Source organism: Spirochaeta dissipatitropha (genome assembly GCF_054657935.1).
In genome coordinates this window covers 241,533-254,060 of record NZ_BAAHXT010000002.1, presented here as the reverse complement: position 1 = coordinate 254,060, position 12,528 = coordinate 241,533, and the positions used below count along the sequence as shown (strand labels likewise).

Annotated in this window: 10 protein-coding genes; 2 read left to right on the top strand and 8 right to left on the bottom strand. The window is 48.0% G+C overall.

The annotated features are described in order from the left end of the window. Positions 1-69 precede the first annotated feature (69 nt). Positions 70-1,008, top strand: a complete 939-nt coding sequence (gene murB, locus ACYQ2L_RS03020; RefSeq protein WP_460050900.1) for a UDP-N-acetylmuramate dehydrogenase — start codon at positions 70-72, stop codon at positions 1,006-1,008. Here the strand turns inward: murB and ACYQ2L_RS03015 are convergent. From ACYQ2L_RS03015 to ACYQ2L_RS02995, 5 genes are all read right to left on the bottom strand, one after another. After that, complete coding sequence (locus tag ACYQ2L_RS03015) at positions 1,005-2,258, bottom strand: hypothetical protein (protein WP_460050898.1); 1,254 nt, start codon at positions 2,256-2,258, stop codon at positions 1,005-1,007. The genes murB and ACYQ2L_RS03015 overlap by 4 nt on opposite strands. A 71-nt stretch (positions 2,259-2,329) precedes the next feature. Further along, a complete protein-coding gene (locus ACYQ2L_RS03010; protein WP_460050896.1) occupies positions 2,330-4,645 on the bottom strand; it encodes a glycoside hydrolase family 65 protein in 2,316 nt (771 codons plus the stop codon). Between the two features lie 27 nt (positions 4,646-4,672). Further along, positions 4,673-5,710: a LacI family DNA-binding transcriptional regulator gene (locus tag ACYQ2L_RS03005; protein ID WP_460050894.1), complete on the bottom strand. Its 1,038-nt coding sequence runs from the start codon at positions 5,708-5,710 to the stop codon at positions 4,673-4,675. Positions 5,711-5,749: 39 nt separating this feature from the next. Beyond that, positions 5,750-6,661 carry a carbohydrate ABC transporter permease gene (locus ACYQ2L_RS03000; protein WP_460050892.1) on the bottom strand — a complete coding sequence of 304 codons (912 nt, stop codon included), beginning with the start codon at positions 6,659-6,661 and terminating at the stop codon, positions 5,750-5,752. 3 nt (positions 6,662-6,664) lie between these two features. After that, positions 6,665-7,783, bottom strand: coding sequence for a carbohydrate ABC transporter permease (locus ACYQ2L_RS02995; protein ID WP_460050890.1), 1,119 nt, complete (start codon positions 7,781-7,783; stop codon positions 6,665-6,667). 155 nt (positions 7,784-7,938) lie between these two features. Between ACYQ2L_RS02995 and ACYQ2L_RS02990 the strand changes: the two genes are divergently transcribed. Further along, positions 7,939-9,279, top strand: coding sequence for an acetate kinase (locus ACYQ2L_RS02990; protein ID WP_460050888.1), 1,341 nt, complete (start codon positions 7,939-7,941; stop codon positions 9,277-9,279). 90 nt (positions 9,280-9,369) lie between these two features. Here the strand turns inward: ACYQ2L_RS02990 and ACYQ2L_RS02985 are convergent, their stop codons facing one another. Genes ACYQ2L_RS02985 through ACYQ2L_RS02975 form a run of 3 tightly spaced genes read right to left on the bottom strand, consistent with a single transcriptional unit; the run spans position 9,370 to position 12,518 of the window. Beyond that, complete coding sequence (locus ACYQ2L_RS02985; RefSeq protein WP_460050886.1) at positions 9,370-9,921, bottom strand: DJ-1 family glyoxalase III; 552 nt, start codon at positions 9,919-9,921, stop codon at positions 9,370-9,372. A 24-nt stretch (positions 9,922-9,945) separates the two neighbouring features. Continuing rightward, positions 9,946-11,199, bottom strand: a complete 1,254-nt coding sequence (locus ACYQ2L_RS02980; RefSeq protein ID WP_460050884.1) for an SPFH domain-containing protein — start codon at positions 11,197-11,199, stop codon at positions 9,946-9,948. Beyond that, a complete protein-coding gene (locus ACYQ2L_RS02975; protein ID WP_460050882.1) occupies positions 11,196-12,518 on the bottom strand; it encodes an SPFH domain-containing protein in 1,323 nt (440 codons plus the stop codon). The genes ACYQ2L_RS02980 and ACYQ2L_RS02975 overlap by 4 nt, the downstream gene beginning before the upstream one ends. Positions 12,519-12,528: the final 10 nt, after the last annotated feature.

Genomic DNA, 12,528 nt, shown 5'->3' with positions numbered 1-12,528 from the left:
CAGGTCCTTTCAAGCAAGTTTATGTTCGCAAGCCTACCATAATCAACAAAAAATGACTATGATAACCCAGTGGACACGATATATTATTCTCAACTATCAGATCTGTATATCCCGAAAGAGTCAGGATCAATCCTGATAGATGCAGAAATGAAAGATTACACAAGTTTCAGAATCGGCGGTCCTGCTGATCTGCTTGCAATTCCGGAGACCGAAGAACAGTTGTCGTCATTAATAAACTGGGCCGCCGGTAAAAAAATTCCCTGGCTGGTCCTTGGCGCCGGCGCTAATATTCTGGTCAGCGACAAGGGAATCAGGGGTCTGACCATCCTCAGCAGCAAACTACAGAATTTCACTATTACAAGGAAACGCGAATATATCAGTCTGGAAATCGGTGCTGGTATGGATGTATCCAGGGCAGCCGAGCTCTGTGCCGATGAGGGTCTTGCCGGTCTCGACTTCCTCTATGGCATGCCGGGAAGCATCGGGGGTGCTGTCTGGATGAATGCACGTTGTTATGGATCGGAAATTTCAGGCATACTAAAAACGGTACGCTGTATATCCAGTTCAGAAGGAATACATACCTACCATTTTCATGAAGGTGACTGGGACTACAAGCTGTCTCCATTCCAGAAATCAGGTGTTGTGATACTGGCAGCCGAATTCCATCTTACAGAAGAGGACCCGGAGAATATCCGCAAACGTATGAAAGGCCATTATGAAGACAGAAACACAAAGGGACATTTTCGGCATCCTTCAGCAGGATCCACGTTCAAGAACAACTATGATTTCGGAAAACCAAGCGGACAGATAATTGACGAGCTCAACCTACGGGGAAAAAGCATTGGAGGGGCCCAGATTGCGCCATATCATGGGAACATATTCATTAATAAGGGAGATGCAACGGCAGCTGATATGAAGAAATTGATTGACGAGGTTCAGAAAACAGTTCAGGAAGCAACCGGACTGCGCCTGGATCCTGAAGTCCAGTTCATTGGCGATTGGAATTAGCCTTCTCCTGCGCGAATCCCCATTTCGTGACTTATCCCTCTTCTCAAGGAATTCCACATGATTTCGGTATGAACCAGAACAGAAGCTGTCTGAAAATGAAGCCGAAGTTGCTGCTCGAGACCAGGTATGCTGCTTTCCAGCCTGAGTGCATACTCCAGCCCGAAGAGTCCATATCGCAGGACAGCACGTAGGCCCTGCCGGGATCTGAAGTCACCAGGCTGTAAACTTCCGAATACAAGCAGATCGACTAAACCGTGCTTCAGCTTATGCTGGAACTGCAGCTGTCCTTCGACTACTGTTTCTGCGAGTGAATCCAGCTCCACGAAAGCCTGCAGCCACAAACTTTCAGAGAAAACAGGAATCTTCTGCTGGACTCTGATTTTCCAGCTGCAATCATCGAGTTCTGCCGAAAGCCGCAGTAAGACCATATGCTCTTTATTATCATTCTTCAACTGAATCCGGAAGGGAATCCTCAAGGGACGAAAGGTCCCCGTATGTCTGCTGTAAGCTCCCTGATCATAGCCGAGAGAAGCAGCAAAACTGTAATTACTCAAGCTGTAATGCAGGAATCCCCAGGTGCCATTCCGCCTTCCTGTCATAGGCAGGACTGCTGTAAACAGCCCTGCAGATAAAATCAGATTGCTGCTGGAATACCTGAGAATTCCATGAAGGTTGTGTCCTGTGCCAGCTGCGGGTATTTCCCCCGGAAGTATAAATGATGCCGTTGCCAGAGACGGTGGAATAACCAGACCCCGATCAGCTGCCAGTACAGCGCTCAGTCCGCCTGGATGACACACGGATACATGTGATGATACATTCCGGAATTCATCCATATTCACAGAAATACCACTATTAATAATAAGATGAAGGACATTGAAAACTGCAGCAGCATATGCTTCTGATACAGTATTACCGCTGGAAAAGGAGAGATCCCTGATTGCATGAATTCTGCCAGCATCCGATAACAAGGAAGAAAAAGCAGGCACTGATGGTCTATAGAGCCAGGACAGGCCACCGATCGGACCGATTGCCAACCGTACACCAGAACTGAAGTCCCGCCGTAATCCTAAAGCCTCCAGATGAGCGTCTTCCTGATAACTGAAATCCAGACGCACAAGTTGCAGCTCCGAGTCTATTTTAAGGCGGTGAAACGAGCCGGTATCAGAATGAAACTTGCTATACAATTGAGCAGCTTCTGCCGGAACTCCAAGTCCCAGCAGAATAACAAGGTATCCAAATATACTTCTCACATTCAGCTATACAGCAGAACTTGTCATCGAAAGGTATGTTCAATCAGAAAAAGTCAGATTCCAGGAATTCCTCACATAATTCCGACAGATATGCTGCTTCGGGCTTCCAGAGAATACTCAGCGCCCCTGACCTCAATCTTTATTTCTTCAGCACCATTCCATGAAAGCTGAAGTCCTTTACGGTTCAACTCAATTGCCAGAGAAGAACCTCTGTACTGCAGATTTGTCCTGATCGACTCCCATGCATCCGGGAGATGCGGATTAAAACTCAGTAAGCCTTCATAATCACGCAGTCCAATGAAGCCATAAATCATTGAAAGCCATGAACCTGCCATCGCCGCCGTATGTACTCCATCTTTCACATTGCCATTCACATCGTCGAGATCCATACGAACAGTCTTCATAAAATAATGATATGCCTTTTCAGTATTTCCGACCTCAGCTGCTACTATACTCTGCACACAGGCCGACAGACTTGAATCACCGGTAGTAAGAGGATCATAGTAATCAAAATTCAGTCTTTTCTCTTCGGGGCTGAAGTGCTGTCCCTGCAGAAAGAGTGCAAGCACAAGATCCGGCTGCTTCAGCACCTGGTAGCGATATATCGTCAGTGGATGATAGTAAAGCAGCAGTGGATAATTGCTTTTTGGTGTATTTTTAAAATCCCATACTGCCTTGTCGAAGAAGTTTTCATCCTGAGGATACAAGGACTTCTTTTCATCATAGGGGATGTACATCGATTTTGCAGCTTTCGCCCAATTGACTGATTCCCTCGGATGCAAAATCAGTCTGTCAACAATATCATCATAAAGAGCCGGGTGTTCACTTGACAACCACTTCTCCAGTTCTACCGCATACTGAAGATTCTGTCGTGCCATCATATTGGTAAATACATTATTATTTACGAGTGTTGTGTACTCATTTGGACCGGTCACTTCGTTAATGCAGAAGCCTTTTGATGGTATGAAATCGCCAAGATCATACCAGAAACGTGCAGTTTCAATTACAACTTCAGCGCCTCCCTGCAGTAGCAGATTCTCATCACCAGTTGCCAGAACATATTTCTTCATCGCAAAGACAATATCTGCATTGATATGATACTGGGCTGTGCCGGCGGGAAAATACGCTGATGCTTCATTCCCGTTTATAGTCCGCCAGGGATACAGAGCACCTTTATGATGCAGTTCCCTGGCACGTGCCCGAGCCTGATCGAGTGTATGAATACGGAATTCAAGCAGTTTTCTGGCTATATCTCTTTTGGTATAGGTAAAAAACGGAAGGGCATAGATCTCGGTATCCCAGAAATAGTGGCCTTCATACCCCTCACCTGTCAGTCCCTTGGCTCCAATATTGGTAAAGCCATCCTGTCCGGCCGCCTGCAGCAGATGAAACATGTTGAAACGCAGGCTTTGCTGAAGAGCTATGTCACCCTGGATTTCTACATCCGTATGCTTCCAGAAATCCTGGAGATAATCACGCTGCTCTTTGGCCAGACCCTCAAAGCCGAGACTGTATGCCTCGTTTCTCACGCGTTTTGCAGGGCGGTTCAGATCAGGACTGCGTTTATCCATACTTGTATGGTAGGTATAGATCTTATCGAGATGAACGATCTGGCCTGGTTCTGCTTCGACTCTGTAGCTATGCACAATTTCCTGAGGATATGTATGAGCTTCAGCTGAGTATTCCGCCTTGGTCCTCAAAATATTCCGCATTGTCACCAGTAATCCCAAGCCGGTATTTCTTGTTATGTGCTGCATTGAGCCTTCAAGATCATCAATCTTCTTCCCTTTCGGAATGAGAGCATTGCGTGAAAGTGAATGCGCAACACGAGGATCATCCGCTGAGCTGACTGCCCGCTGCTTCCCTTCCAGTTTGCTCATTATGGTGAGAACCGCTGATTCATTTTCCGGAATACATTCCCAGTCTATGGCGGCAACATGCTTGCGGCGAAAGGAGACAAGTCTGCGTACATTGAGGTTGATAATTTTTCCGCCCGGACTTTCCCAGCGGACATGCCGGGTGCTGATCCCTGAACGCATATCGAGACTTCGACGGTATTCGTGTACCGTGCCGGTAGACAGATCCAGAGGATCCTCATCCACATACAGCTCAATAATATTACCGTCAGTAATGTTGAGCATTTGCTGTTTCAGTTTGGGAAAACCGTATGCACTTTCACCGTACACAATAGGCTCGGTTTCATAGAAACCATTGATATAGGTCCCATTATGATAGATACAGCGTTGTTCCTCGAAGGTTCCCCGGATACCTATATGACCATTTGCAAGGGCAAATACAGTCTCGTCCGCAGCGACTTTTTCTGGATGGAATTCTGTTTCAGTAATTCTCCATCCATCTAGCTCATAAGGGTGTTCAGAATGCGACACACTGCGCTCCTCACGTTATCAGGATTTTCAGTTCCCACCTGGAGGAGCTGTGCTCTCCCGGATTACAAGATGGGAAGGTAATATGATTGTCCGGACAGCATCACCTTCTGATGGGTCTCTGTCCATACGCTCCAGCAATAGATCTACTGCTGTTCCGCCCATCCCGCCTGCCGGCAAAGCCATTGTGGTGAGCGGAGGATTCAGATAGCGTGAGAGAAAGTCATCATCGAAGCCTACTACCGATATCTGATCCGGTACGGTAATTTCGTTGTCACGAAATGCGCTGAGCACACCGTATGCAATCACATCATTCCCGGCAAAGATTGCCGTAGGTCGGTTTTCAAGTGCAATCAACCGAACAGCACAAGCATACCCACTCTCTTCAGTAAAGTCACCTATCTGCACGAGATTGTCATCATATTCAATACCGGCTTCTGACAAAGCCTCACGATAGCCTTGATACCGTAAACGAGAAGCAGTGAACTCCAGTTTGGCATGTGTAATCATTGCAATGCGTTTGTGTCCCAGATTTAAAAGGTGCTCTACCACCTCTTTGGCACCACCTTTATTATCTGTTGCTACCTGGTCAACCTGCAGAGTCTGGTGAACATCCAGTACCGCAGCAGGAAATCCGCTTTCAACGATTCGGCGAAGCTCTGCATCTTCAGCATGGGTATTCAGTAACAATACCCCTGACACATCATCCTCACGGGCTAACTGAAGGTAGTCGCTCCCAATCAGTGGAAGCTGATGAATAAGCAATCTGACCCTGTTCCGATTGACGGTCTGAGTCATACCCTCAATCAGACGAATAATAAAGGCGTCGGAGAATACCGACTTGGAGTGGCAGATGTAAAGACCGATTGACCTGTCCCTGGTAAGAGCCAGCCTGCGGGCAGCCTCGTTCGGAGTATACCCCAACTCAGCGGCTGCCCGCAGCACCCGCTGGCGGGTTTCTTCAGCAATACTTTTACCAGGTGTATTATTCAGCACAAATGAAACAGTCGTACGTGACACCCCGGCTCTTCTTCCTACATCTTCTGCTGAAACTCGTTTTGGCTTCACTACCTACTCCAATCAGATACGCTAATTGTCCGTCGGATATCAGCCCTTCACAGACCCTGCCATCATACCGCGAACGAAGTATCTCTGCAAACTGAAAAATACCACCAGAGGTACGGTCATTGATATGAAAGCACCTGCAGTAAGTAGATGCCAGTCCTGTCCCCTCGAACCAACCATTTCCGACAGATTGGTAGTAACAATTGCCACATCCGCCCGCGTTCCCAGAAATACCAGAGCTACCAGCAGGTCATTCCAGACCCAGAGGAACTGGAAGATTGCAAAAGAAGCTATTGCAGGTGTGGAAAGTGGCAGTACAAGCCTGGTAAACGTAAGCATGGGATCAGCCCCGTCGACTCTGGCCGCCTCGATCAGGTCACGCGGCAGTCCGGCAATATAGCCATAGAGCAGGTAGGTTGCCAATGGCAAACCGAAACCGGTATGAGCCAGCCAAATACCGAGAAAAGTTCCATTAAGCCCTGCCTGCTGATACAGGGTGAACAAGGGCAGAAGACTCATCTGAAGTGGCACAACCATAAGACCGACAAGTATGGTAAAGAACAGCTTCCTTCCGGGGAATTCCATCCAGGCAACAGCATATGCAGCGAAGGCTGCAATGGTAATAGGGATAACCGTAGCCGGAATAGTAACGAGAAGGCTGTTCATAAAGGCATTTCCCATGCCTCTCCCCACAAGAACACTGATATAATTGTCAATCGTCCACTGACCACTCAAAAAGGGGTTCACCAGAGCAGTCCACCAGCCAGAAGAAACCATCATGTTTCTGGGTCTGAAAGAACTGACGAGAATACCGAGCGTAGGAATGGTCCATATTGTAACAATTACAGTAACGGTTAAATTCACGAGCAGCTTGTTACCAAGTTCTTTTCGCTTACGCAACTTATACGCCTTGGAATGTGCGGCTGTTTCAACCTTGAATATAGCATCAGACATAAATTACCTCCTGCTTTCCAGACTGCGCATGTTGTAGATCATAACCGGAAGAACTGCCACGAACAGAAGAACTGCTGCAGCACTTCCACGGCCGAAGTTGCCCTGGACAAACATCTGCTGATACATGACATTCGCAATTACGTTTGTATCAAAATTACCACTGGTCATTACAAATACAATATCGAAAACCTTAAGGACCAGTATGGTTATGGTAGTAGTTACCGTCAGGATGGTTCCTGAAATATATGGAATTATTACCTGAAAGAAAATCCTGAATTCCCCAGCACCATCAATTCTGGCAGCCTCCATTAGCGAACTTGGCACACCTTTGACCGCCGAGGACAGAATAACCATAGCAAATCCTGTCTGCAGCCAGATCATGATCACGATAAGAAAAAGGTTATTCCATGGCTGCATTGCCAGGAACCCTACCGGTTCCATACCGAATAAATTGACCCTCAATGCATTCAGCAACCCAATCTGTTCGCCATAAGGAGCCCTGTAATATATGAACCTCCAGATAATACTGGCACCGACGAAAGAAATAGCCATTGGCAGGAAAATCAGGGATTTGGCAAACTTTTCCCATTTAATTCTGTCTACAAGCACGGCAACAATCAGACCGATTGAAACCGCAAAAAGCGGCACAAGAATCAGCCAGAGAAGATTGTTCCGGAAGGCTATCAATATATTCCGGTCCGAGAACAAGGTAGCATAATTCTGAAATCCGAAGGTTCCGGGTGTGGGCCCACCCTGACCACGCCGGTACGTGAAGAAGCTCACATATATTGTCTTCACCCCTGGATAAAGTAAATAGACCGAAAGAGCCACTGCCGCAGGGCCCATAAAAAGATACGGTCTGATAAAATCCCTGATCCTTGTCGGAAAGGTATCGATAAGATTATCAAACGATAAATATACGGCCCAGATACCGAGCACCCCTACCAGCAATGCAACCGTTGCAAGCATTGCACGCGGGGCATCCTGCTGCCGCATGAAATCAACACTTAACCCGAAAACAGCTATGAGAACAGCTATTATCAGAATTGAGGTTATCACTCTTACTGCTGGCTTCGATAAAAAAGTCAGCACTGGACCACCGTTAATTGTCATCACACTCATTCGGTAATTCTCCTCCTTAATGCGCGTTACTAACTCGATTATAGGGGGTATAAGCTGCATTCGCAAGGAAAAAATCATTTTTTTCCAAATTCCTGACTGTATTGACACCCCCAGCTTGCTTGCATCGGCCAATCGCTTTCCTGTACAGTACAGGAATGGAAATTTTGACTTTAAACTGTGGAAGCTCTTCCCTTAAGTACCAGCTATACAACTGGACAGAGGGTAAGGTAGTAGCTTCCGGAATCGTAGAACGAGTAACCCAGCCGGGATCTAAAATCGAGCATGCCAGCGCGGGAAAACCGGAAATGGTAAAAGAACGTGACTGTCCGACTCATGCGGAGGCTATCGAGCTGATTCTTGAAGCCCTGACCGATGCAGAATTCGGAGCAATCGAATCGATCAATGAGATCAAGGCGGTAGGGCACCGTGTCGTACATGGCGGTGAGCGCTTCAACAGGTCTGTCCTGGTAAACGATGAGATTATTCAGGCATTCCGTGAACTCTCACATCTTGCTCCATTGCATAATCCGGCAAATATCACCGGTATCGAAGCAGCCCGTCGGGTTCTCCCGGATGTGCCGCATGCAGCTGTAATGGACACGGCCTGGCATCAGACCATGCCCGAACAGGCTTACCTCTATGCATTACCTCACAACTGGTACAGTGAACACGGAGTGCGGCGCTATGGATTTCATGGCACATCATTTCTCTATACTGCCAAGCGTGCTGCGGTACTGCTGGAGAAAGACCCCTTCGAAACCAATGCCATTATTGCACACATCGGGAATGGCTCCTCAATATGTGCCGTAAAGAACGGGGTATCCATTGATACAAGCATGGGCATGACTCCTCTTGAGGGCTTGATTATGGGCACCCGCAGCGGGGATCATGATCCAGCAATCACTTTCTATATGATCAATGAAACCGGTATGACCTCAAAAGAAGTCGAGTCAGCCCTGAACAAACAGAGCGGCGTGCTCGGAATAACAGAAAAATATGTTGATCGACGCGATATCGAAATTGCTGCCGAAGAAGGCGATGAACGGGCTCAGCTTGCAATCGATATGGAAGCATACCGTATCCGCAAGTACATAGGATCCTATGCCGCTGCCCTCGGTAAAACAGATGCAATTGTCTTTACTGCAGGCGTCGGAGAACGAGGCCCTATTATCCGCCAGAAGGCACTGGAAGGCCTGGAATCAATGGGTATTAAAATAGATCGTGAACGGAACTTCGCGTCTATGACAAAAAATGCCGAAACCGAGATCAGCGCTCCAGACTCAGCAGTCAAGATTTTTGTAATACCAACAGACGAAGAACTGGTAATGACTGAAGATACCTATGCCCTGATCAACAATACGTATGCGGAGCACACAGAGTACACCTATCGTTTCCAGGATCCTGCCTATATTAATGCTGACAGGAAGGCGAAGCTGCCGAAGGATCTGAAAAAGTGGAATGGTCTGGACAGGATTCTGACCAGACCCTGGAAATAATCCGAGCAGGATTATATCGTATACTGCATATCAGTATACTACAAATCAGAAAAGTCTGTCTGAACTATGTTTCAGACAGACTTTTTTATATCAGGGTTGCAGAGTAGATGAGTGAACCCCATCGGCCGCTTCATCACCTGCCAGAATCCGGATTATTTCCCGGCTGAATTCCGCTGAGCTGCCTGCGGCTCTACTGCTTATAAGATTGCCGTCAACAACTACCCGATCCGTTGAGAATTCTCCTTCCTTCAGATTTTCCTCAAGACCGGGATAACAGGTATAGCGGCGATTTACCAGCAGGCCGAGCGGACCCAGAACTTTTGCCGGTGCAGCACAAATGGCAGCGATATAGCGCCCGGATGAAAACTGCTGTTCAAGCAGACTGCAGACCGCAGGATCAGAAGCAAGATTTACTACTCCCGGTCCTCCCGGCACAATAATCACCTCCGGAGTGGTGTCCAGTTCATCCAGCGTATAATCGGTAGTAATGCGTATACCATGTGAACCGACGACATCTCTGTCCTGAATGCCGACCATATGGGTAACAATACCAGCGCGACGCAGAAAATCAACAGGCGTTACAGCCTCGACTTCTTCAAACCCGTCTGCAAAAAGAACGACAGCTTGAGGTCTCTCTTTCATGATATCCTCCTGCTCCATATTATATCATCTCTCTGCTTTTTTGTCGGCGGGCTTTACAGAATCAAAGGCTGCCGCAAGCATATCATTTCGTGCCGCAGTTACGGCGTTGGGATGAATAGCAGAAATCGGAGCATGGTCACCCATGGCACCAGTCACAACGGATACGTGACGTGAGGGATAACTGCCCAGGGTTCCAGCAAACGGCTTGAACAAGCCATCGAAGTTGTCGATTATCCATGCACGGCGTGCATCATCTCCGGCGCTTTTAAGTGTCTTGAGCGTCTGCTTGAGTTCCGAATGTTCGGCTTTGGCAATGGCCTTCCAGGCGGCCATCCCGGTCTTTGCAGCAAGCAGCAGCCTGTCTGCTTCGGCTTCTGCCGGAGTTATTATTTCTGCCTTGTAACGGTTTCGAAGCATCTCGATATTCTGTTTTTCAGCTTCAATTTCTCCCCGGATTCCGGAAACACGAGCTCTTGCATTTGCACTCTCCTGCTCGATGCCAACCTTCCGCCGCTGATGCTGCTCCGCAAGTTTTACCCTGACGTCAGCCTTCAGACGCTCGAGTTCATTCTTGAGATTCTGAACCTCTGTTTCAGCCCTCCGCTCATGGGATTGCTCTGCTGCTGAAGCGCGTGCTTCAGCCTGAGCCTGCCGAGCCTTTGTTTCAGCATTTGCGGATTGAACCCGCTTGAGCAATGCCATATACAGATCTGGCTCTTCAACCCCCGGGAGGCGGTGATCATCCACATCCGCTATATTCATGGTTGTAATTTCAAGCCCGATATTCTCAAGATCCAGCTTACAGACATTGATCATTTTGGCTACGAGAGTATCCTTGTCCTTCATGACCTGCTCCGGGGTCATGCTGGCAATAGAATCCCTGAGGTGACCTTCAATGATGTCATTAGCAACCCGCTGAAGATTCTCGCGGTTTCTTGCAAGACTGAGAATTCTGGTAACGGCATGACTTCTACCAGCTTCGTTGGCGGCGATAGCAAACGATACCGTAGCTTTGACATTCAAGGGTACTATGCCTGCCGCGATCGCTGAATCAACAACAACCTCGATAGTGACCGGAGTCAGATCAAACTTGCTGAATTTCTGAAGCAACGTGATTATAAATGCACGCCCACCGGAAAATGTTCTGAAACCTTTCTTTCCCCCGGAACCGGAAACCACACCTAGCTCATTACCACCAACTATCTTCATGTTTGTGATCAGCTGCAGGAGCACAGCTCCGACAGCAAACCCACCGAGTCCAATTACGAAATAAATCATTTGACAGCTCCTTTCTCAGGCATAGCAAAATCCCGGACCCGAATTCCGAATGTATCGGCAAAGGTATTCAGAAAATCAGCAAAAGCCCGTGGTCCCCGGTTTACAGCGCCGGAGAATCCCTCCTCATCGTTCATCACTACCAGACTGTCTACACTGCTGTTCTCTGTCGCCTCTTTGTAGGCAGCATATACATCCGGCAGTTTATGCTGGAGAAAAATAACACTTGCAGCGTCGTCACCATACTCACCGATAATCTGTGTTTTATCAGCCAGGACCTCGTTTCTGGCTCCCCGGCGTACCGATACGGATTTCTGCTCTCCATCAGCAATTATCCTGGCAGCCTCTTCTTCAGCTTCTGCCTTCAAGGTAACCGCAGAGACATTCTTCAGTTTCTGCAGTGATATCAACTCAGCCTGCACCATGGATTCCCCGGCATTTTTAGCCTCGGAGATAGCTTGATCGGCCTGAAGCGTAGCCTCCTCAATAAGTCCGGCGGCTTCCCGTCGGTACATTTCAAGATCCTGACGGGCAGCAATAATCGCTTCATCGGCCTTGGATCTAGAGACCTCTATAATCCGTTTGGCATCGCTCTCTGCCTGCTCGGCAATTGCATAGAGCCGTGCTTCCTCTATCTCAACCTGCCGGCGCTTTTCTGCCAGGGTCTTCTGGGCCAGGTTAGCGATATAGTTTGATGTATCCCAGATTTTCTGCAGGGAAACAGAGACAACGCGCATTCCGAAAGACCGTAAATCGGAGTTGATGTCCTCCAGCAGTTCTGCACGGAATTGCGCCCGCTCGATATTTTCTTCCGAATCTGAGTCCGAATCACTCTCTACAACATCCTCCATACCAATGGCCTGCAATGGGGTAGCCTTGTTCAAAGCACCGCGGAAGTTACCTACCAGGGTCTGCTGAACCTGATCATGAATCTGATCGTTACGTTTCCCCATCAGCCTCTCGACAGCGCTGTAAAGCATTGCATCATCGTCGTCGTCGATACATACACATGCCGTTGCATCCGCTCCAACAGTAATTCCATTCGCACTGTTTACACCTTCAACACGGACAGATATAGGGAACACCCCCAGATCCAGCTGTCCCATGGACTGAAAATACGGCACAATCATGGTCCGGCCGCGCTCAACCGAAAAACCGAACTCCCGACCATGATGTTTTGTCTTCCTGCCGGTAACTACAAGAATTTTGTCCGGGCTCGCAACCCGTATTGTAGCCTTCAGCACCGCGAGAAGTGCAAAGAATACAACTCCTCCAAGAGCCCCGTAGAATAATGCGGGACTGAAATCGATTAACTCGAGCATTTCTCCTCCT

What these genes read in the sequence shown, in the direction of transcription:
- ACYQ2L_RS03000 (WP_460050892.1), bottom strand. Translation starts at nt 6,661, where the DNA reads ATGTCTGATGCTATATTCAAGGTTGAAACAGCCGCACATTCCAAGGCG.
- ACYQ2L_RS02995 (WP_460050890.1), bottom strand. Translation starts at nt 7,783, where the DNA reads ATGAGTGTGATGACAATTAACGGTGGTCCAGTGCTGACTTTTTTATCG.
- ACYQ2L_RS02990 (WP_460050888.1), top strand. Translation starts at nt 7,939, where the DNA reads ATGGAAATTTTGACTTTAAACTGTGGAAGCTCTTCCCTTAAGTACCAG.
- ACYQ2L_RS02985 (WP_460050886.1), bottom strand. Translation starts at nt 9,921, where the DNA reads ATGAAAGAGAGACCTCAAGCTGTCGTTCTTTTTGCAGACGGGTTTGAA.
- ACYQ2L_RS02980 (WP_460050884.1), bottom strand. Translation starts at nt 11,199, where the DNA reads ATGATTTATTTCGTAATTGGACTCGGTGGGTTTGCTGTCGGAGCTGTG.
- ACYQ2L_RS02975 (WP_460050882.1), bottom strand. Translation starts at nt 12,518, where the DNA reads ATGCTCGAGTTAATCGATTTCAGTCCCGCATTATTCTACGGGGCTCTT.